General features: G+C 43.0%; 20 protein-coding genes. 13 read left to right on the forward strand and 7 right to left on the reverse strand.

Translation table 11 applies throughout. The features are described 5' to 3' along the window. Positions 1-59 precede the first annotated feature (59 nt). Positions 60-461 carry a BlaI/MecI/CopY family transcriptional regulator gene (locus ACPPVU_RS08765; RefSeq protein WP_426671314.1) on the reverse strand — a complete coding sequence of 134 codons (402 nt, stop codon included), beginning with the start codon at positions 459-461 and terminating at the stop codon, positions 60-62. Positions 462-808: 347 nt separating this feature from the next. Here ACPPVU_RS08765 and ACPPVU_RS08770 point away from each other — a divergent pair, with 347 nt between their 5' ends. Next, on the forward strand, positions 809-1,462 hold the full coding sequence (locus tag ACPPVU_RS08770) for a hypothetical protein (protein WP_426671315.1): 654 nt from the start codon (positions 809-811) through the stop codon (positions 1,460-1,462). Between the two features lie 273 nt (positions 1,463-1,735). On the opposite strand, the gene ACPPVU_RS08775 is transcribed toward ACPPVU_RS08770, so the two are convergent. The 3 genes from ACPPVU_RS08775 to ACPPVU_RS08785 form a co-directional block, all read right to left on the reverse strand. Then, positions 1,736-2,890, reverse strand: coding sequence for a hypothetical protein (locus tag ACPPVU_RS08775; protein WP_426671316.1), 1,155 nt, complete (start codon positions 2,888-2,890; stop codon positions 1,736-1,738). A 9-nt stretch (positions 2,891-2,899) separates the two neighbouring features. Continuing rightward, on the reverse strand, positions 2,900-3,550 hold the full coding sequence (locus tag ACPPVU_RS08780) for a hypothetical protein (protein ID WP_426671317.1): 651 nt from the start codon (positions 3,548-3,550) through the stop codon (positions 2,900-2,902). A gap of 161 nt (positions 3,551-3,711) precedes the next feature. Beyond that, positions 3,712-3,948 carry a hypothetical protein gene (locus ACPPVU_RS08785; RefSeq protein WP_426671318.1) on the reverse strand — a complete coding sequence of 79 codons (237 nt, stop codon included), beginning with the start codon at positions 3,946-3,948 and terminating at the stop codon, positions 3,712-3,714. Between the two features lie 50 nt (positions 3,949-3,998). On the opposite strand from ACPPVU_RS08785, the gene ACPPVU_RS08790 reads away from it, so the two are divergent. The 11 genes from ACPPVU_RS08790 to ACPPVU_RS08840 all read left to right on the forward strand — a co-directional run bounded on the left by ACPPVU_RS08790 (position 3,999) and on the right by ACPPVU_RS08840 (position 17,540). Then, positions 3,999-4,958: a hypothetical protein gene (locus ACPPVU_RS08790; RefSeq protein ID WP_426671319.1), complete on the forward strand. Its 960-nt coding sequence runs from the start codon at positions 3,999-4,001 to the stop codon at positions 4,956-4,958. A 780-nt stretch (positions 4,959-5,738) separates the two neighbouring features. Then, a complete protein-coding gene (locus ACPPVU_RS08795; RefSeq protein ID WP_426671320.1) occupies positions 5,739-7,247 on the forward strand; it encodes a DUF1254 domain-containing protein in 1,509 nt (502 codons plus the stop codon). Positions 7,248-7,529: 282 nt separating this feature from the next. Beyond that, a complete protein-coding gene (locus ACPPVU_RS08800) occupies positions 7,530-8,183 on the forward strand; it encodes a hypothetical protein (protein WP_426671321.1) in 654 nt (217 codons plus the stop codon). Positions 8,184-8,665: 482 nt separating this feature from the next. Further along, on the forward strand, positions 8,666-10,516 hold the full coding sequence (locus ACPPVU_RS08805) for a M12 family metallopeptidase (RefSeq protein ID WP_426671322.1): 1,851 nt from the start codon (positions 8,666-8,668) through the stop codon (positions 10,514-10,516). 491 nt (positions 10,517-11,007) lie between these two features. Next, positions 11,008-11,214 (forward strand): hypothetical protein, encoded by a 207-nt coding sequence (locus tag ACPPVU_RS08810; RefSeq protein ID WP_426671323.1) that lies wholly within the window; start codon positions 11,008-11,010, stop codon positions 11,212-11,214. 356 nt (positions 11,215-11,570) lie between these two features. Then, complete coding sequence (locus ACPPVU_RS08815) at positions 11,571-12,308, forward strand: carbonic anhydrase family protein (protein ID WP_426671324.1); 738 nt, start codon at positions 11,571-11,573, stop codon at positions 12,306-12,308. Positions 12,309-12,643: 335 nt separating this feature from the next. After that, positions 12,644-12,898: a hypothetical protein gene (locus tag ACPPVU_RS08820; protein WP_426671325.1), complete on the forward strand. Its 255-nt coding sequence runs from the start codon at positions 12,644-12,646 to the stop codon at positions 12,896-12,898. Positions 12,899-12,992: 94 nt separating this feature from the next. Beyond that, on the forward strand, positions 12,993-13,226 hold the full coding sequence (locus tag ACPPVU_RS08825; RefSeq protein ID WP_426671326.1) for a hypothetical protein: 234 nt from the start codon (positions 12,993-12,995) through the stop codon (positions 13,224-13,226). Between the two features lie 130 nt (positions 13,227-13,356). After that, entirely contained in the window at positions 13,357-14,787 is a 1,431-nt protein-coding gene (locus ACPPVU_RS08830; RefSeq protein WP_426671327.1) for an ATP-binding protein, read from the forward strand. 471 nt (positions 14,788-15,258) lie between these two features. After that, a complete protein-coding gene (locus ACPPVU_RS08835; protein WP_426671328.1) occupies positions 15,259-15,990 on the forward strand; it encodes a hypothetical protein in 732 nt (243 codons plus the stop codon). Between the two features lie 212 nt (positions 15,991-16,202). Continuing rightward, positions 16,203-17,540 (forward strand): hypothetical protein, encoded by a 1,338-nt coding sequence (locus tag ACPPVU_RS08840; protein ID WP_426671329.1) that lies wholly within the window; start codon positions 16,203-16,205, stop codon positions 17,538-17,540. A 354-nt stretch (positions 17,541-17,894) separates the two neighbouring features. Here ACPPVU_RS08840 and ACPPVU_RS08845 read toward each other — a convergent pair whose 3' ends face one another. Beyond that, positions 17,895-18,095: a hypothetical protein gene (locus ACPPVU_RS08845; RefSeq protein WP_426671330.1), complete on the reverse strand. Its 201-nt coding sequence runs from the start codon at positions 18,093-18,095 to the stop codon at positions 17,895-17,897. Between the two features lie 663 nt (positions 18,096-18,758). Beyond that, positions 18,759-19,991, reverse strand: coding sequence for a metallophosphoesterase (locus tag ACPPVU_RS08850; protein WP_426671331.1), 1,233 nt, complete (start codon positions 19,989-19,991; stop codon positions 18,759-18,761). Between the two features lie 203 nt (positions 19,992-20,194). Here ACPPVU_RS08850 and ACPPVU_RS08855 point away from each other — a divergent pair, with 203 nt between their 5' ends. Further along, positions 20,195-21,298: an AI-2E family transporter gene (locus ACPPVU_RS08855; protein ID WP_426671332.1), complete on the forward strand. Its 1,104-nt coding sequence runs from the start codon at positions 20,195-20,197 to the stop codon at positions 21,296-21,298. A gap of 69 nt (positions 21,299-21,367) precedes the next feature. On the opposite strand, the gene ACPPVU_RS08860 is transcribed toward ACPPVU_RS08855, so the two are convergent. Then, complete coding sequence (locus ACPPVU_RS08860; RefSeq protein WP_426671333.1) at positions 21,368-21,997, reverse strand: DUF998 domain-containing protein; 630 nt, start codon at positions 21,995-21,997, stop codon at positions 21,368-21,370. Between the last annotated feature and the right edge of the window lie 327 nt (positions 21,998-22,324).

A 22,324-nucleotide genomic window follows, 5' to 3' on the forward strand; every position in this document is an offset into this window, starting at 1 on the left:
TTTTCACTTTTTTCTTGATTCTAATATCCTGATTCTTGATTCTAATATCCTGATTCACGTTATTTGCTATCAACTTGTTTTAACAACTCTTTTATTTTCTCTAATTCTTCTGCCGATGTTTTATCGTTGCCCAGCAGGGCCATCATCAGGTTGCTTGGCGAGCCATTGTACATCGAGTCCACAAAACGTCCCAGTAAATTTCCCTTCACTTTTTCTTCCTGCAGTATTGCACTGTAGACGTGTTTCATGCTGCTTTCGTCACGGGCAAGCATGCCTTTTTCTTTCATCACCTGCATCAGCTTTAATGTGCTGGTGTATATTACGGCTTCCTTCTGCTCATTCAGCTTATCGTGCACAAAACGTACGGTTGAAGGGCCGTACTGCCACAACACCTGCAACACATCCATCTCGGTCTTAGTGGGCACCATTTCGCTGTTCGTATCCTTCTTAAATAAGCTCATGATTCAAAGGTATGTATTAAAAACGTACGTTGCAATAGTTGAGGTAAAATATTTTTATTTTTTTATTTCCCCTCTTTGCGTAGGTGAGAGGGGGCAGGGGGTGAGTCAACTCATTGCGCGACAATTTTACTCACCCGGTCATCGCTATGCTCGACCACCCTCTCTTCGCTGCGCGGAAAGAGGGAATTTTTTGTTTTTGCTTTTTACTCCCCCTCTTTGCATAGCGGAGAGGAGCAGGGGTTGAGTTAACTGAATGCCTTTATCAATTTATATATTAAAAAGTTACGTTCAATATTTAGGATAAAAATATTTTATTTTCTACATTGCGGACTTTATAGCCTAAACTAATGATTAAAAAAATTACTTTATTACTGATTTTAACATTTTTCTCGTTTTCAATCAAATTAAACGCCCAAAGCATAACTGAAAATAAGGTTGCACTAAAAGGAGCTGCAAGACAGGTAGATGTGGCTAAGGACACGGTAACAATTCAGCTATTAACTGAAAAAACTTATGCTGAAAACGGAGCTTTAATTGACACCATTTTAAAGCATCCGAATGATTATAATCCAACAGTTTTATTTGTTTTATCCAAAGTGCTTTTTAATGCTGATCGTAAAGACGATGCGTCATTTTGGTTTTACCTTGCACAATTAAGGACGCGCTATGATTTTAACCGTTGTACCGATCCATCCTGTGAGGGTACTGTAGCCGAGTTGACTTCAACTTTTGGGCCTGATATTGACCAATATGCCATCTTTAAACCTGAGTTTCTGGAAAAAACGATTGACAAGGTGATTGACTTTGAAAAAAACAACAATGAAAATTACGATCAGCGCTGGATCAACCTCCAGGGATTGGCGGTGACTAGTCCGGATAATAAAGACAAAGCTTCAGACATGAGCAAACCCCAGCAAGACTGGCCCCAAATCAAAACCCAAACCATTAGCGATTACGCTAATGAATTTAAGGAGTTTATAGTTACGAAGGGGAGTAAGTAGCCCATTTTACTCACCTCCAAAGGAGTCCTTCGGACCGGTCATTTCCGCCTATTGGCCGATCGACCACCCTCCTTCGCTGCGCGGAAAGAGGGAAAAAGAAAAAAAATTAAACACCCCTCTTTGCATAGCATAAAGGGGCGGGGGGTGAGTCAACTCATCGCCTTGCTCGTCGAAACGCACAAAAAAAGGCTTCCCGAATGAGAAGCCTTGATACTCAATTTTAATAAGGTCGGTTTTTAGTCTCTGTTCAGTTTTTTTTTGCAACATTCTGCCTCAGCCCATCATCTTCCCGAGCAAATTAAAAAACAGTTCCTTTAACGGTACTTGCTGAGCAATAACGGGCAGGAAAGGAATTATAACAGCCGCTGTGAAAGCGATCAGCGTAGTTTTGTCGATCAGGATAATTTTCATTTCATGGGTTTTTTCAAAACTTCCCAGCAGGTCTACATGCCAGGAAGTATCCGGGTGTTCTTTTCCGGTTTTATAAAAAGCCTTCAGTTCCTCTTCGTATTCTCTGGTGATAGGCCACGACTGCAAACTGTATTGCATAAAATAGTGTCGTTTTACTTTAGCAAGCAGGGGTATAAGCAGCAACAATGGTAACATAAAAAGGAGCAAAACAAACACGAGTACAGAGCCGATGGCAATTTTGTAATCTACAATGGATATGCCTGAAAAGATGATCAGATTGTTAGTAACTGCCGCGCTTAGTGCTGAAAATGCCAGTGCTACCGGGAAAAAACTGAGTTGGGTGTATTGCAGAAAGCCAAGGCCGCCCACGCCATCGGGGTGAAGTGAAGAAAGATGCAGATCTAACTTTGAGATCTTTCTTAAAAAAACGATCCAGAGTATGATGGTATACAGCCAGCGATAAAGCAGCAGCTGCAATACAGGCAGGCTGATAACGAGGTACCACCAACCGGCAACGGTGATATGGCCATTCACCAAATGCCAGGGTGCATAGGTGTCGGCATTGTTAATACGATTGTTTGCCTGTAAAAAAAAAGAAAAATAAACCAAAACTATAATGATATAGTCGATGATCTTTGAATTTTTCAATTTTTCAATCCTGTTTATAACCTGTTCAAATGCCTCTTTATTGGCATTGTCAACTATTTTTGTTTGATAAAAAAAGCTGATGGTATTATTAAAGCTGTTATTTACTGAACGCCGCGCAAAGATGAGGATGGGTAATACCAGTAAAAGCCGTACATGTGTAGAAATATCCCGCAGGAAAAGAAGGTAAAACTGAGACCAGCCGAGTATGAACAGCGACAATACTGCCAGGGGCAGCCAGCAAAGTAAAGCCAATCCAAAAACAAAAAGTATTTTTTGCCGCATACTCTTAGCCTGGAATTTTGAGCGATCAAAAACTTTCCATAATATTCCGCCTGCGGCGAAGGCATAATCTTTTGTTGGTACATTCATTTGCGGGCATTACCTCTTTCCGGAATTAAACCTGTAAACTAGTCCACCGCCTATACCAAATTGCAGCATGGAAGCAACAGTTGTTACCCCGGTATAATATCCTGAAGGGCCATAATAGTAGGCCCCGCCAACGGCATGAGTTACAGACAAAAATTGAACCTGGATTTTTAAGGCTACGGCATCAGATAACCAGTAATCACCACCGCCTTTAAAACCCCATGCAAATTTTGTTGCGGTGTTACTATAATTGCCGTTAGGATTGTTCACATCTATGATATCGACACCTGCCATCCATCCTAAAAATCCATTAAACTGACCGGATGGTTTTCCAAAATATTGTGTGCCGCCGAGCAATATAAAATTCGATGCGAATCCAAAATCGACACTTTGCGGTCCTTTATCGTAATAAGTAAATGGCGCCGTAGTACTCTGCCTTAAGTAGGAGAGTTCAAGGGCTTGATTATAGGCCACACCAACTTCAAGGCCAGCGCCATATAACAATCCGCCTTTTATTTTGCCATTAAAATAGCTGGTATTGTTATAATAGGAATTTATGTTGTCGTCAAATACGTACGAGGCGTATCCGTTCAGTTTTACTTGCTGTGCAAACACTGTTGCCGTGCAAAGTAGTAATAAGGCAAGGGTTAGTAGTTTTTTCATGTCTGTAGTAGTTTATGGTTAAAATGCATTGCTGATATGCAGCAAGTAATCAAAATTAACTATGTATAATACCGCCACACCATAATTGAGCTTTAGGTAAGGTGCATATTTAAATATGAAACGCTTTTGCAAAGCGAGCCAGTTGACTCACCCGATCATCGCTATGCCTGGCCAACCTCTATTGGCTGTGCAAGCCGCGCTGTCATGCCCGGCCCGCAAAGTGCCTCCTTTTTTCTGATTTTATATAAATATAAAGATATGAGTCCGCCCGCAATCGGGAGTCTCGATCTGACAGCGGTGGGACCGCCCAAAAACACCCCATCATCTCCCCATATCAGTAGCATTTTAAAATGTGAAACCGGATTAGCCCCCTTAATGACATATTTAGTACCTGTCATAGCCTTACTTTGTACTATAATATTTAATCAGCCTGTCAAATGATCTTACCATGAAGAAAGTATTATTAACCGCACTGACTGTTTGGACACTAGCCAATTTTTGCCTGGCCCAGGAGAACGGGGCGCTAATTACAAACATTCACATTGATGATAAACTTTTAAGTGATACCACTCTAAACGCGCCATCGGGCAGCGGGCAAAGTAATGGCTTGCTAACCCGGCAGTCAACAGTGCACACGGCACCCTGGTATGTTGAAAAATTTTCTGTATCGGCAGGCTTCTTCTTCGCTATAAATAATACCACTGTTGAAGTAAGCAATTCTGATGGCACCAGGGGAACTGAAATTAATTTTGAAAACAACCTGGGATTTAACAAAACATCGTCAAGTTTTATAGGTGATCTGCAATGGCGTTCATCCAGCCGCTCCCGGTTCGACCTGAGTTACATCTGGTTAAACAGAAGCATAAATTATACGCTGCAAAAAACTATAAATTTTGGAGATCAAACCTATAACCCAAATGCTGATATAAGTGCTTTTTTTAATACAACTGTATATCGTTTTTCTTATGGTTATGCCATTTTTAGCAAAGAAGACTGGGAATTGGGTTTGATGATAGGTTTGCACATTGTAAAGGCCAACGTTGGGATGGGATTACTTGCTAACAATGTTAATGCACAGAAAAATAGTGATTTTGGATTTACGGCGCCTTTGCCCGATATAGGTATATGGGGAGGATACGCATTTAACAACAGATGGGCGTTTAATGGCGAAGTCGGATATCTGAAGATGACGATCAGTAACATAACAGGCAGGATAGTGGCAGCCAATTTTGGAGTGATGTATAAGGCAATTGACAACCTGAAGTTCGCATTAGCTTATACAGGATTTAATTTTAAAGTTGATGTTGAAAGAGAACGCCGTGACGGCCAGTTGAAATGGGGTTATAACGGCCCTTCGTTAACTGCTATCTACACATTTGGAAACAAGGGATGGAAGTCTGGCAATTGATTGTTTTTTAGTCCGGAAGTCGGCGTAAGTCGGAAAGTCCGGGAGTTGAAAATTGAATGGAGTTGATTTTTTGATTAATAGTTGATTTCGTTAACAGTTAAGTTTAGTTGATTTAGTTAGAGCGTCAGGCGGCAAATGGCCGGCCAACTCACCGGCCATTGCCCCACCTGACATTTATCTTAGTACTGGAATCCTACCAATTCACATAGTGAGGTTTGACTGGGTTAATAGTTGATTTAGTTTAGTGTTAATTAGTTTAACTGCCAGAAAGTTAATGGCCGGTTTCATTTCCCGGCCATTACTTCGCCTGGCGAATTCTTCTTTGTACTTCCTCTTTTCTCCGGATACGGATAAGTATAGATCCATCGCTTTGTTATTTTACTCACCTGGTCATTCCGCCTATGGCGGATCGACCACCCTCCTTCGCTGCGCGGAAAGATGGATTTTTGTGAGATTGTTTTTTACGCCCCCTCTTTCCGCCATAGACGGATAGAGGGGGCAGGGTGGGAGTCAACTATGCGCTTTGCAAGGGTATTTATTCAACCCAGTTCCAAATTAAAAAGTGCAACCGCTTATAGCTTTGCTTTTAGGTTGATGCTGCCTGGGCATCAGTAATTTTGAGTCTCCCTTATTGAGCGAATCCGTATTAAAAGGTTAAAATCATGGAAAAAATAGCATTTATCATCCCACTGATGTTGCAGATGGCCTGCGGACAAAAGAAGGCCTGGATACTGCCGGATATAGAAGAAGTTAAATAATCACCCATCAAAAAATAGTGTCATGAAAAGAACCATTTCAATAGCAAGCAATAAAGCAGTCCTTGTTTTGATCGCTGTTATTGCATTTGCTTCATCCGTTTATGCGCAGAAGTATAAAACCAACATCCCTGCCGCTATTACCATACCTGATATGGTGGACACCCGCCTGGGGACGCTAAATTTTATAGATGGTTTCCCGGATGACAATACCGTCCAAAAGGTATATGATAACCTCGATTTTGTACATGGAATGCAGGCGTTTATGAACACTATGCCGGCAGCATCCCTGTTTGCCATGCGCCAGGGATTGAAAAGTATAGGAGTAAATAATCACTCGGTAGTTGTTTTTAATGACATGACGGACTCGCGTACGCTTTTTCTCACCGCCAACACCGAATCCGTCTATCTTGCTGGCTGGCTGGACCTGAAAAATGGCCCCATGGTGGTGGAATCAGGTCCCGGTGTACTTGGGTTTGTTAACGATTTCTGGTTCCATTATGTGGCCGATATTGGCAATGCCGGGCCTGACAAAGGTAAGGGCGGCAAGTTTTTATTTTTGCCACCTGATTTTAAAGGAGACACTCCGGCAGGGTATTTTGTTTATCAATCGCGCACTTATAGCAACTGGCTGACAATGCGCGGTTTCCTGGTAAAAGGAAGTGCTAAGCCCGCTGTAGCGAGTTTTAAAAAACATGTAAAGATCTATCCGCTTTCAATGGCGGTAAAACACCCGGCTACCTCTTTCATCAACGGATCTGGTAAATATTTTAATACCATCCACGCTATGGATTATTCCTTTTTTGAGGAGGTGAACACTGTAGTGCAGGAAGAGCCCAATAACGCAATGGACCCCGAAACCCTTGGATTGCTGGCTTCCATCGGAATTGAAAAGGGAAAGCCATTCGCCCCTGATGACCGGATGAAAAAGATTCTTACAGATGCGGCGGTGATGGGCAATGCTACTGTTCGCACTCTTATGTATAAAGCACGTATTCCTGAATTCTATTTCTTCCCAAATAGCGCCTGGGGCACGCCCTTTATTGGCGGCAGCTATCTTTTTGAACGGAATGGTGTTCGGCTGATCGATCCGCGCAGCATGTTTTTCTTTGCCGCAACCGGGATAACACCCGCCATGACGGTTGCCCGGGTTGGCATTGGCTCACAATATGCAGCAGCATCTGTCGACTTGAAAGGGCAGGCTTTAGATGGAGGGAAGAACTACCGGATCCACCTGCCGCCTGGCATCCCGGCTAAGGATTTCTGGTCGCTGGTAGTGTATGATACTCAAACACGCTCCATGCTGCAAACCGACCAGCAATTTCCGAGCACCGGCAGCCAGAAGAAAGGAATTAAAATTAACGCGGATAAATCAGTAGATGTTTATTTCGGGCCTAAAGCGCCTCAAGGGAAAAAAAATAACTGGGTACAAACTGTTCCGGGGAAAGGCTGGTGGGTTATTCTCCGCTTGTACGGGCCGTTGCAACCCTGGTTTGATAAAACATGGAAGCCGGGGGAAATAGAAGAACTGTAATCGTTTTTACTCACCTCCAAAGGAGTCCTTCGGACCGGTCATTGCTTCGCTCGACCACCCTCTCTTCGCTGCGCGGAAAGAGGGAAGAAGAAGAAGGAGAAGAAAAGAATAAAAATATAAATGTCTTCACCCTCTTTCCGCCAAAGGCGAAGAGAGGGTCGACCAGCGTAGCGTAGTCGGGGTGAGTAAAATATACGAGCGACAATAACGCCAATACATGATACACACAAGAGCGAAAAGAGGGAATTTAAATTAAATAACATTCATCTTAAATAAATCAAAATGACCCAAAAACTAGTATTTGCCGCCGCCGTTACCTTAGTAGTTGCCCTTGGTGCATGTAGCACCCCCATGACTATTGTTGCATCGTGGATAAATGCCGAGGAGATAAAACCCGATCCCTATAAAAGCGTCTTCATTATCGCCCTCACCGGTAACCTGGATGTAAAAAAGGCTATCGAAAATGACCTTGCCGCGGCAGCCGAGGCAAAGGGGCTAAAGACTTATAAAAGCATTTCGGTTTTCGGCCCGTTCTCGGGTAAGGAAAGTATCCCGGCTAAGGATATCATTTCCAGAAAAGTAGCTGAGCTTGGTTGTGAGGCAATTTTTACGGTGGCGCTGGTCAACAAAGAGGAGGTAACTACCTATGTGCCGCCCTCAACCGTGGTGGTTGGAGGTTATTATCCATCCTATGGCTACTACGGCAGCTTTGGCGGATATTATAATAATTACGCCGCTGTTTACTATGATCCCGGGTATTATTCAGTCGACAAAAAATACACCATAGAGTCTAATATTTATGATGGGAAGTCTGAAAAACTGGTGATCTCTATTGAATCAAAGGCAGTTAACCCTGGTGATATTCAGAAAGCAAGCAAGGAGTACACAGCTCTATTGGCAGGAGAAATTGCAAGGTTGAGGCCGATGAAGAAATAGTGGGCATTTGACTCACCCGGTCATTCCGCCCATTGGCAGATCGACGATCCTCTCTTTCCGCCTCAGGCGGAGACAGGGGGGGGGGTGTGGTTTTTTTTCTGCCAGCTCATCGCGTTGCCGCAACCTCCAATCTTTAAAAATAACAAAAAATATTTCTTTTAAATTAAAATTGAACGTCAATCTCTTAGCGCCTGAACTTGATTTTTATTTTCGGCTCAAAAACGTATAAATACGCATTTTTTTTAAAATTTACCGTAAAAATACGTAGCGTATTGAGAGGCATATTGGCTTTATTTGTTCGGTAATTAATCGTTATTGTAATAAATTATAATTAATAATTAATGCCGTAAAGGAGTAATCCCCATGGTACATCAAACAAAACGGATACTTACTACCCCTCGTCGTTTCGCTTTTACAGGTAATAGAAATATTGCCGGTTACAGAAATCACTGATTCATTCATATCCACTTAAAAACTAAAAAATGGAAACATTGGAAAAAGCACCTCCCAAAAAAGGAACAGCTGACATCAAAACTTGTACTATCAAAGTTCTGCCGCAGGAACATTGGGAATCTGCTGCAGCTACAGCTGTACAAATTAATCCCGCCAATGCGCCGGCCATTAGCCAGTTAATGGCTGCACTGCCTAATGCAGTTATCTCTACCGAACACCTCGCGCTCCTTACCGCAAAATACTGGGGGGTAGGGGGCGTTAACCTGACGGTTGGTTTCCTTGATAATCCTCCGGCCGACCTTCGTGCGAGGCTCCTTTCGCATATGAATGCCTGGGGCGCATTTGGGAAAGTTACATTTACAGAAACCACTACAAATCCGCAGGTAAGGATTAGTCGTACAGCGGGCAGTGGCTATTGGTCGTACCTGGGTACAGATATATTAAGTATCCCGGCCGGACAGCCAACCATGAACCTGGATAGCTTCAGTATGAATACACCTGATTCAGAATTCTATCGCGTAGTGCGGCATGAGACGGGTCATACGCTTGGTTTTCCGCATGAACATTTACGCACCGAAATAGTAAATGGGATTGATACGGAGAAAGCGATAGCTTATTTTATGGCCACACAGGGTTGGAGCCGCGCCCAGGTGATTGCCCAGGTATTAACGCCAATATCACAATCAGCCCTTATAGCTACCGCACAGGCAGATCCAAATTCAATTATGTGTTACTGGTTGCCCGGCTCGATCATGAAAAATGGTGTAGCAGTACCCGGCGGAACAGATATTGACACCCTTGACGGACAGTTTGCAGGCCAGGTTTATCCCAGGTTAGTTAACCTGCATGGCCGCAGTACTACACCTATTAGTGTTGTAGCCCGTTACCCAACACACCTTGATGTATTTGCAGTGGCATCAGACGGTCGTACCATGAGTAATTGGTGGGATAATAATGGCGGCTGGGCTCCCTGGTTCCAATTGGCAGGAGGTGTAGCCTCAGGCGGTGGTGCAGGTTCGCCTATTACCTCTGTTGCAAGGGTTCCGGGGCATCTGGATCTGTTTACCGTAGGCACCGATAATAGGGTTTATAGCATGTTTTGGGATCAGTCCAGTGGTTGGTCAAATTGGTTTACAATCGGGAATTTAACTTGTCGTCCGGGCTCAACAGTCAACGTGGTATGCCGATATTCAGATCACCTTGATCTGTTTACCACCGGGGCAAACGGCGAAACAATGTCAACCTGGTGGGATGCCAACGGTGGATGGGCCGACTGGTTCCAATTATCCGGAGGCGTGGCTGCCAACGGCGCGACGGTTACCGCGATCAGCCGTTTTACCAATCACCTGGATGTTTTCACTATAGGAACAGATAACCTGGTATACAGTTGCTGGTGGGATGCAAACGGCGGTTGGTCTAATTGGTTTACCGTAGGTAACCAGCTATGTCACCCGGATTCATCAGTTAATGTTGTATCCCGTTTTACCGATCACCTTGACCTGTTTACTACCGCTTCAAACGGTGCTATAATGTCTACCTGGTGGGATGCTAACGGTGGCTGGGGCAATTGGTTCCAGGTATCAGGGGGCGTAGCTTCGCCGGGATCGCAGGTTACTGCAATTTCCCGCAACCCTAATCATTTGGATGTATTTGTTACCGGAACAGATAACCGGGTATACAGCTGTTGGTGGGATGCCAATGGCGGATGGGCAGGCTGGTTCAATGTATCCGGAGGTGTTACCATGACGGGTGGACAGATAACTGCCATCTCACGGCTTCCTGAACATATTGACCTGTTTACTGTAGGTACGGATGGTGTTGTTTATTCTACCTGGTGGGATGGCGCAACAGGCTGGGCCGGTTGGTTCCAGTTGTTGTAACTGTACTACGATTATATTCAGAGCGGGCAAACGGGTTAACTCACCTCCAAAAGAGTCCGTCAGACTGGTCATTGCTTAGCTCGACCACCCTCTCTTCGCTGCGCGGAAAGAGGGTTTTTGTTTGTCCCCGCAGGATATCGCGAAGGGGCTCTTGCACTATACAGACTTCAGAAATTCCGCTGGGCGCCTGTCGAGACGTGAAGGATTACTTATTGATGCCATTTAAATTCTCAAATATCTTTAATTGCTAATATCTACTAATTTAGTGAGAATTAGTAGATAATTTAAACGCCGGGGAGATAAAACCCGATCCCTATAGAAGCGTCTTCATTATCGCCCTCACCGGCAACCTGGATGTAAAAAGAGCCATCGAAAATGACCTTGCCGCGGCAGCCGGGGCAAAGGGGATAAAGACTTATAAAAGCATTTCGGTTTTCGGCCCGTTCTCGGGCAAGGAAAGTATCCCGTCTAAAGATATTGTTTCGAGGAAAGTGGCTGAGCTTGGTTGTGAGGCAATTTTTACTGTGGCGCTGGTTGATAAAGAAATAACAACTACCTATGCGCCGCCCTCAACCGTGGTGGTTGGAGGGTATTATCCAACCTATGGCTACTACGGCAGCTTTGGTGGATATTATAATAACTACGCCGCTGTTTACTATGATCCAGGTATTATTCAGTCGACAAAAAATACACCATAGAGTCTAATATTTATGATGGGAAGTCTGAAAAACTGGTGATCTTTATTGAATCAAAGGCCGTTAATCCATCAGATCTTAAAAAGGCCAGCCAGGAGTATACCGCGGTATTGGCAGGAGAAATTGCAAGGTTGAGGCAGGTGAAGAAATAGTGTTGAACCAGATAATTAAACGAGGTTTCGACAAGGCAGTTGGTGTAAATTGTGCCATATTTAAATATGCAACCTATATCTATTCATAGCACTATGTTATAGCGGGCTTGTTTAATAATTTTGAATTTTATTTGATGACGGCTACCTGGTAAGCCGTATGTGCCAATAAATTAAAAATTCTTAGATCATATTCAAATTCCCCTCCCCATGAAACAGTTTTTGATTACACTAACAGGATTTACCCTGGTTTGCTTTGTGTGCTCATGTAGCCAAAATAAACAAACCCCAAATACATCTGACGCCATGGCTGATTCCATCAGTAGCTCGATGATCACAAAAAGCGAGCAGGAGCACCTCAGTCCGGATGACGTGATCGCAAGTTTAAAGAAGGGGAATCAAGAATTTGTGAAGGATCGGTTAACGGTCAGAAACAATACTACAAGAGTTCATGCAGCTTCATCGGGACAATATCCTGAGGCTATAGTTTTATCCTGCATAGATTCCAGGGTTCCTGTTGAGGATATTTTTCATAAAGGCATAGGTGATCTTTTTGTTACACGGGTAGCCGGCAATATTGTTGACGAAGATATTCTTGGAAGTTTAGAATATGCCTGTAAAATTTCCGGATCAAAAATAATTGTTGTTTTAGGGCATGAGCATTGCGGGGCAATCAAGGGCGCCATTGACAATGAAAAAATAGGGAATGTTACGGTTTTGCTGGCAAAAATACAGCCCATTGTCCAGGAGGAGAAATCTAAATTTAAAGACGATACAACTTCAAAAAATGAAAAATTTGTGGCAGCTGTTTGTCAAAAAAATGTACTCCACTCTGTTGAATTCATTCGCAAGCAAAGCCCGGTTCTTAAAGAAATGGAGCAAAAGGGGCAAATTAAAATTATCGGAGCCGTATATAACATGGAATCCGGAGTGATTGAGTTCTTATAAAATTACACCTTGATTGTGCCGATACCGGGCAGCTAAAATTGAACTAACCGCTGACGATCCTGGTGATATAAATAAAGCCGTATCAGAGATTTCGGTGCAAGGAGCTGCATCTTTATGATGTTGTCACCAAAAAACCACTCATTAAGTTACCTAACAGAATCAGGATATGCATGTGCTTGTTGGTGACAACATCAACAGAACGTCATGATTAATCGCGTAAAAACCGCAATCAAAATCCGTGTTTTCACGGTGTTTTGGGCTGTTTTTTGTTTTTATTTTTACATCGGAGCCAGTATGGACCTATTTACTGGTATAACATTTGGACTGAAGAACTTATGAAAACAACATTTACCAAACTTATGCCTGAAGAACTACATAATGTTTGCCCGGTGCACCACGTTCGGCCGTTTATTAATACAGATACTGACCATATAAATATACGCTGCCATTGCGATTCGTTAACAGATAAATACCTGTTAACCGTTGTGGATAAAATAAAAGGGAAAACATTAACCCAGATTATAGACAGCTGGGAAGCCGACCTGTTATTGAATGAAGCCGCGAATGAGGCAGGTCGTTTTTTAAGTTAAAAGGCATTCACCCTTTGCTGGTATTTTTAACACGCTACCCATTTGGTACAGCGCTTGATTATTATCTTCCGAAAAATAATAAATATATCACCTTATGAACTACTTAAACATTAAATCAGAAATTGAAGCCAAGGCTTGTCCTATACATAACGTAAGACCTGTGGCTAAGTTGGTAAACGGCCGTATTACCCTGCGTTGCTGCTGCGATAAATTTACCAGTATATGTATGGCCGAGCTGGATAAGAAACTGATTAACAACAAAACACCGTTTAATATTGTGGATGTTTGGGAGGCGGAACATTTTAATCACGGCCTGCAGGTAGCCTGAAAAAAACGCACATCAGTTTATTTAATATGTAATTAGGGGTCCTCTACTGCAAAAGGTAGGGGATTTTTTCTTGATAATTAAAAAATATTTGCGTTATTTATATGTTGATAATATGGAATAATAAGTCTATATGTATAATAAGATCAACCAGTTGGCTAATTTCCTGATATGGTCTGGCAAAAATAAAACCAGGCCTGCTTATATCCGCTACGGTTTGCCTATTATTCTCATTGCGCTGGCTACCTTATTAAAATTACAGTTCCCAATTGCTATAGGCTTTAAAAGCCCGCATCTGTTATACTTTGGCATTGTTTGCCTGAGTGCTATTATGGGCGGTATTGGTCCGGCTATTATGGCTTCCATTATTTCGGCTGTTGTTGGCGATTATTATTTTCTGGAACAACATGGGGCAGGTAGTTTTAACAGGGATGATATAGCCGAAGCGATCTTTTTTTTATCCGAATGCTTTTTGCTTACCATTTTAGGCTCAATTGTAAGGCTTGCTTACCAGCAAATGAGGCGAAATCAGTTACTTTTTAAGGCGATGGTAGAGAAAGGATCGGAAGTTATTGTAATGACCAACCGCGAAGGAAAAAGAGTATACTGCAGTGCAGCCATAGAAAAGGTGACCGGCTACACAGTTGACGAGTTTTTACAGATGAAAACCCTTGCCCTGGCTGACCCGGAGGAAAAGGCTGAATTACAGGCGCTAGTGGATGACCTGATGAAGCACCCCGGTGCAAATATTACCTATGTGCGCCGTGTGCGCCATAAGGACGGGCATTGGCTGTGGATAGAGAATACAGTTACCAATCTGCTGGAGGATGAATCGGTACAGGCCATGGTGGCCAATTTTTATAACGTGACGGACAGGGTGCTGATGGAGCAAAAAAAGGATGATTTTATCAGCATAGCCAGTCACGAATTGAAAACGCCGCTTACCACCTTAAAAGCATCATTACAACTATTGGACAGGGTAAAGGACGATCCGACGGTAGTTATTGTGCCGAAGCTGATTGCACAATCCAACCGCAGCATGGATAAAATAACCGAATTGGTTGACGAACTGCTGAATGCCAGCAGGGTAACACAGGGACAGCTTAATTTAAACCGGGTAGCTATAAGCATAGGTGCCTTGCTTGAGAACTGCTGCAACCATATACGGCTGTTAGGTAAAAATGACCTTGTTTTGCAGGGCGATAAACACCTGCAGGTATTTGCCGATGAGAACCGGGTAGAGCAGGTGTTGGTGAACCTGGTTAATAACGCGATAAAGTATGCGCCTGCCTCAAAAGAGATATTTGTTATTATCGAAAAAGAAGACAATATGGCCAAAATTTCGGTTAAGGATACCGGGCCGGGCATACCCTATGAAAAGCAGCAGCACATTTTTGACCGATACTACCGTGCCGAATATGGCGGCAACCAAAACCAGGGACTTGGCCTCGGCTTATACATTAGTGCAGGCATCATCAAAAAGCACGGCGGACAAATAGGTGTTAACAGCGAGATAGGCAAAGGAAGCACCTTTTGGTTTACGCTGCCGCTGAGTGAGGGGTGAGGGTGTAGTCTGAGGCAACAGGCATAATCGTCCGAACACGTTTATAAATCCGCACTAGCGGGGATTTGTGTTTAAACAGGTTTTAGCCGGTAACTGGTACTTGGCCGCATATCCTAATTATGCGGCGAATAATTGAACTAATCACCGCATGACTGCGGTATTTAAGGAGGGTAATTACCGCACAGTACCATCAGGCTATACTAGTGTCGTGTCAATTAAGAACTGACGTTTAGTCCTGAGTCTAAAGTCTTAAGTTCTAGGTAAGGGAATGGGAAAAATTCGACTTACGACTAAAGACTGTTGACTTAACACTAGTGCCCCAAGGATTTATTACCACGAAAAAACTTCCGGTTCTGGGATTGTAATTCCTTGTTATTTAGTCTGGAATTAATCCGGACTAACAGGAAAAACCCAGGAAAATCTGATATCTTCGCCGACTAATAAAATCACAACCTTAAACCTTAACACAAAATGAAAAAGAGTTTCATCTTTACCTGCCTGTTTTTTATCCTTTTATCATCTTTAAGCTTTGCACAAGACAAAAAAGTTGCCGTAGTTACCTTTTACGTTAATAAAAAGGTTGATGTAGCAGAGTTTGGTGCAGCAGCGTATGCCGCCGAAAATAAGCTCCTGGCAGATTCGAGTTTTAATCTGGCGCCATTATTAAAGAACTTCCACACACAGTTTTCCGAATCGTATTCAAAGGCTTTCCCTTTTCAGCTTCTGCCTGAGGATGAGGTGGTGAATAATAGCGCCTACAAAGCTTTTATACCGGTAGGAGTGGCCAGTGATGGCCTTTTAGATGTCAAGAAATTCACTATTGTCATCCCCGGTTATAAGGTCTTGATTGAGAAACTCATGGGACACCAAAACGAGAAAGAAATGCTCAAAATATTTAACCAGGCAGACGGTGTGATGGATGTATCCATCTATTTTAAACTGGTAAAAATAGGTTTTGGCGGCATGGGTGTAGTTAAAGCTGAAGCTATAGCCAATATAGCATTGTTTAACAAAAGCGGTGACCTGGTATTTTCTGTTGATGAGTCTGCAAAATCAAGTGGTGTAAGTCCTCTTGTTGCAGGCATTCCGGTTATGACTGCAGAAAAGATATTGCCGATGTGTGAGAGCGCAATGACCGAGCTAATGTCCGACCTGCAAAAGGACATGCCTAAAATGGTTAAAAAGGCCGATAAAAAATTGTAACCCTTTGACGTTCCTGCAAGGGCTCCTGATAAGGGCTCCCTGCAACACCTGTCGCTTTAATACCTCAGGGTCCTCTGCGAGAGACCCTGAGGGGACAGGAAAATTCCGGTTCGGGGATTGAAAATCCCTTGTTATTTAGTCTGGGATTAATCCGGACTAACAGGTGAGTTTTTTTATATTTACCACACATTATTCAAAAGCTTATGCGTAAAATGCTGACCTTAATTATATTGGTTATCATGGGCTGGTACCGAACCGATGCCCAATCGCTGGAACCTATTGATAGTATTTACCTCAACGCCTTGCCCCGGTTTTCCGAAAATATGGTTCACATTACAAGCCAGGTTTGGCCGGGCATGACGATCGGAGCCTATGCTATTTTCAGGATCGGCGGCCCTGTCTTCCTGAAAAACCATCCGGAGCCGCCTAAAAGCGCCAAACAACTGAAAGACAATATTTACGAGTTTAGCCAGTCTGAATACGCATTACTTGGCACTTCACAAACAGAGATCAACCACTACCTTACCGCACATAACAACTACGGCCAGCCGCAATATATTAGCGCAAACCAATTCTATTCCGAATTATTCCACGAATTGCACCATGTTTATCAGCGGACCGTCGTCAAAACCGTACAGTTTGATAATCCGGCAGAGTTATTAACTTATCCCGAAGATTACCGGAATGATGCGATGAGGCAGTATGAGGACGAATTGCTGCTTTCTATGCTACAGGGGCCGCCCCTGCAATTCCAGGAAAATTTAAACTGCTTTTACAGTAGCAGATTACTCAGACAAACCATTGTCGGCAAAGAATACCTGGACTATGAAAAAAGCGTTGAATCTTGCGAAGGGCCGGCTACCTTTTGTGAATACCAATATATGAAAGCCTTTGCTTCAACACCGCAGGAACAGCAGTATATACAAAAACGCTTCTTTGAAATGCTGATAGAACCCACTTATGGCCGTGACGGCCTAAGGAACAAGCGTTTGTTGAGCGGCATGATTCAATGTTTATTATTAGACCAAAAATTAAAAAAATGGAAGCCGGAATATTACAAGTCGCGCTTATCTTTGAGTGATTTTTTCTTTTCAAAGTTTAAACCGAATCATGTCCTATTGCCTGACCTGTCAGCTTACCTGGCTAAAGCAAAATACTTTACCGCTATTGAAAAAAATAAGCACAATATCAATCTTGAATCATTTAATAATCAGGGCGGTTTAAAAATCACACTGCTATTCAAAAGCCCGCCGGAATTCCGGGGTTTTGACCCGATGCATGCTGAGGCAGTTAGCGATAGTTTAGTCTTACATACAACATTATTGAAATTGGGTAAAGGCGCAAATTATTTTACCGCGGCTAATGAACGTACAGAAACTTTGGTAAAAGGTAGCATTTGGACGGTTAAAAGTGTTACCTTTTTTGCGCCAGCCGACAAAATTTTACTCGATAATAACATCCTGAAGTATGAAGGGCAGCACATCGAGGTAAACTGGCATTATACGACGGAGACTAAAACGGACAATACATACCTGATCACGGTGGAATAAACTAATTGGCCAGTACCCGGCAGATCACCTGATCTCAATTGCGGCTTGCAAAACACCCTTATGTCTTCAAATTCAATAGCTTGTCAGCATTACCATGGGCAATCTTTGCTATCTGGTCAGCAGGCAGGTCAATGGCATTCAAAAATTCAATGCCCATTTCGTTTGTGCTGAACGGGTATCTATAGAAAACATAATATTATCAATACCAAAAATATCTAAAGCGATTTTTAATGGCGGCTGCGTAAAAAAGCCAAAGCCTCTTTGGGTATTTTATCAGCCATTCCCGGAAAGGAAATGTGTTCTTCAAGGGTAATTATTTGCATATTATATTGGTAAATAGATGTTTATTGAAACCTAAAATGCCATAACGTAATCCAGGTCCTGCTGAGACTGAGTTAAACGGCGTAAAAAATTCATCACTGTTTGTGCTCGCTGTGATTCCATCAGACCAGCAAAGTTGAGTATGTCGAGAAACATTATAGCCAGTTCGCTTTCCTCCCTGATATTCGGCATCACTGAAGTACTATTTGTGGATGTCATATTATAGTTTTCCATATTTATATTGCTGGTTGTTATATTAGACTAGACGGGTAGGCACGCAAAACATTTTAAGAAAAATGGAACTATTGCAATCAGTGACAATGGGATGACAGGGGTTGATTGAATTTGACTTGATCGGGTAGCCGTTGTGCGGGGATAATTGTTTGTGCCTTTCATGTCGCTACAGGGTCTCCTGATAAGGGAACTTGCAATATCTGTCGCTTAATACCTCAGGATTCTTTGCGAGACCCTGGGGGACGGGAACAATTTCAAAGGTAAGATTTACATTAATAAGCAAAACGAGAGTAAAAAATACCTATATTTACTCTCGAAATACTTACAGGTGTAAATATTACTTTCGAAATTATGCCTTACAATCCTGACAAAACGCGCCTGTTCTAGCGTGTCGCCATAGCCGTTAACCTAAGAACCGGCCCTGTAAGGGCCAAATATTGGTAGACACAGAAAGCCAAAAAATCCGTGCCGTTAGGTACGGAACCCAGCGTTGTTGCGTACCTAACGGCACGCTATACCTTTAATTTTTTATTTTCTACCAATATTTTGCTCCCAACGGAGCAAGTGAAAAACAATATATCCTCTTAAGTTAACGGCTATGGCGTGCCGCTTGAACAACAACCATTAAAGCGTCCCGCTTAAATGATTAAATTATTTCACCCTCTACTTCACCTTCCTCAGCACACTCGTACTCAAATACTCATAAAAGGTTTTGCTGTAGCAGTTGGTATCGTTTTCTACAGGCTGGGCGCCTACGTTGTAGAACTGGATGTACCCGGTTGGCACGGGCGACTGCGGCGTACTATGACCGTTGATAAAACTCAATATCCCGGCAGGGCTTACCGCGCTTAAGCCGGATGTGCCGATGCCGAACGCAGGTTTAAATACAAAGCCGGTGGTGGAGAGTGTTTTCAGGTCGAGGTAGTAGGTAGTTTCGTTGGTTACCCGGTAATCCTTATCAAAATCAGCCACCTCGAAGGATGGGTTATTATAATGATTGGGCGATATGGACGGCACTACACGCATGTACGAAACCGGTTTCCCGCCCGCATCGCAAAATACCCTGAAATCGTTAAAATGGGTATGGCTGGCAATACTAAACCTTATTTGCGGAGCATATTTAACAATCAGGTTGGTATAGGTCTGACTGTAATTGCTGCCCCACATATCTGTAGTGGCGCTTTTGTTCAGCATGGAATAAACATTTTTCCCTGGCGGGATATGAGATACGATCCAAATCTTCTGGCCCTTATTTTTGGCATCAAGCAGGGTATTATTCAGCCATTTCAGCATTGAATCAGCTTTGGCATTATAGCCCTTGTTGTTGTTTACTACACTCAGCAGGGTTGTGTTTAACACCACAAATTCCATATCCGGATATTTATCCTTTATGGTATATGCATAATAACCTTTCTCCCTGAAGGGGGCATTAAACACCTTCACACCGCCTTTTTCCCATTGATCAGCAAACATGTTTAAGAAATCTCCATCTTGTATATCGTAATCTTCCTGGTAGGTGTCGTTATTGCCTAACGTGGCAATAACCGGCACGTGCGGAAAGTGCTTCTGAAACACGTCTGTAATGGTTTTGATGATCGCGGTTTTTGTCTCTTTGCTGATTTTGTAGCCATTGTTACGGTCGCCATGCCATATAAAATCGCCTGCTATCATAATAAAATCAGGATTAGGCAGGGTATGCTGCATGGCTTTGATGCTTTGTTCCAGCAGTTCGTGGTTAGAGTCGTTACCCGGCTGTAGTTTATAGGTGCTATCAGGATTATAATGTATATCCGATACGATGAGGCATTTACCCTGCGCATGGCCTTTGTCCTGCCAGAGCAGTAAAAAGAAAAACGCAGCAATAAGAGGGGAGAAGTACTTATAAACAGCTTTCATGGGAAAAGATAAGAAGGTGATTTGATGAGTTAAAATTAACATAAATTAAACGGAAAAGCCTCACCCAATCCTTCTCCAAAAGGGAGGGGCTTAAAGTCCTCTCCTTTGGAGAGGATCTGGGTGAGGCACCTCTGCTTAAGGGTTGGGATGAGGCAAACATTTTCCCCTGTTTCTGCTTATAGTATCAAATATTCAACCTGTTAATGGCCGTTAAAGAGTATCCGTTTTATTTAAAGTCTACCACCGTGCTGTTCGGACTGGTTTTGCTGGTTTATGTTTTACTGGCACTGGGTAGCATCCTGGTTCCTTTTTGCTTTGCGGTACTCATAGCTATTCTTTTAAACCCTTTATGTACGTGGCTGCAAAAACGGCTCCCAAAAGTGCTTGCAGTGGTGCTTTCTTTGCTTATCGCCATTATCGTATTGGGCGGGATCATCTTTTTGCTGACTACCCAGGTTGCACAATTCAGCGACGCAATACCTGCATTAAAGCTCAAATTTGCATCGATGATGGATAGTGTCGAAGATTATATTATGCTCCATTTTGGTATAGCGACCAGCAAACAGGCGGCCTTTATCAAATCGGCATTAAACAGCAGCCAGGCTTTAGTGGGCCGCACCATTGTCACCGTGCTCGGAACGATAGGTGTTGTGCTGGTGATTCCGGTTTACGTTTTCCTGATGCTGTTTTATAAAACGCTGATCGTTAATTTCCTGTTCGAGGTGTTTAAGGAGAAACACTCGCAGCGTGTAGGCGAAATACTGAGCGAAACCAAAACCGCCATACAAAGCTATATAGTTGGTCTGCTGATAGAAATGCTGATAATATCTACCCTCAATTCTATAGCATTGCTTATTTTGGGCGTAAAGTATGCCATATTACTGGGCTTTTTGGGCGGCGCATTAAACATGCTCCCTTATATCGGCGGTATCATAGCCATTGCCTTGCCCGTGATCATAGCTACGGTAACTAAGGACGGTTACTCCACCCAATTCGGGATCATCATTGCTTACCTGGTTATCCAGTTTATTGATAATAACATCATATTCCCGCGTTTTGTATCCATCAAAGTGCGCATCAACGCCCTGGTATCCATTATTGTGGTGCTGCTGGGTAATGCGTTATGGGGTATATCGGGCATGTTTTTGTCTATTCCTTTTATTGCTATCCTTAAGATTATTTTTGACCGTATTGATGATCTTAAACCCTGGGGAAAATTGTTTGGCGATACCGTACCAACCCGCCACATGGGGCAAATATGGGGACGAAGAAAAAAGACTGTGGTTGAAAAAACACTGGAGGAGTAACTTTCTGACTTGAAGTTTTAGTTTTTTTTAGGCCCTTCTCCTTTGGACAAGAGTTGGGATGTGGCTAAATTACTGCATCATCCGCCTGCCATCAAGCAGCCTGATGGTGAGTACAAACGTCCAAACAAGGCGCGTAACTACACCCAGCCGTTCATAGACACCTGCATAGTTGCTGCCGTTATGCCGGGTATAGGTGTACATGGTAAAAAATATGCTCATCAAAATGGCAGTCACCATGGTGTAAGCCGACCATCCTTTCCACCTCTCATCACCTGCAAACCGCAGCGACAACAACAAACAGCTGCACACTATCGATAATAAAGCGATGCAGCCGGCAAGGGTATGTGCAGGTTCATAAGCAAACATCCCCAAAAGCACGAGTCCCACTGTGGTAGCCACCATGCTCAGTGGTATCAGCGTAGTGCCGAAACCGTTTACCATTTCGCGGCGCAATCCTTCGGCAAAGGCAAAGTTGAACAAACCAAATACGATAAAATTTGCCGATTGTATCCATCCGTCCCTCAGCAACTCCAGGTCGCCGATGGATTGGCGCATCATATTATAATCAGGAGCAATGGCACCGTAAGCAAAATAAACAAACGTAAATAGTAATGCCCCGCCAATACCACAGCATAACAAGAAAGTATGTGTGTTGGAACGGTTAATAAGAATATCGGCTAAAGTATCTGTCTGGCGCATAATGGTAAGATTTTCGTCAGGGGGTAATTCAATAAATATTAACCAACAGTTGTCGGCTAAAATAAGTATTATTTTTTAATTAATAATATAACAAGTTGAATATAAGGGTATTTTATCATCTGCGCTTGCGATAATGCAAGCAGCATAAAAGGGTTAAATGGGCGTTAGTGTACCTGCAGGGTCTCTCGCAGAGGATAGATACTGCAGGAACAAATGCGGAAGTAGCGTAAGAGGGTTAAATGGGCGTTTCCGCCGCTGTTACACTGGTTCCGACTTCGGACAAATGGGTTTTCTTGTACTTTTCTCCCAGTTTTCCAACAATTCCCT

The sequence above is a fragment of the Mucilaginibacter sp. McL0603 genome, from assembly GCF_049992945.1.
Classification (GTDB): Bacteria; Bacteroidota; Bacteroidia; order Sphingobacteriales; family Sphingobacteriaceae; genus Mucilaginibacter.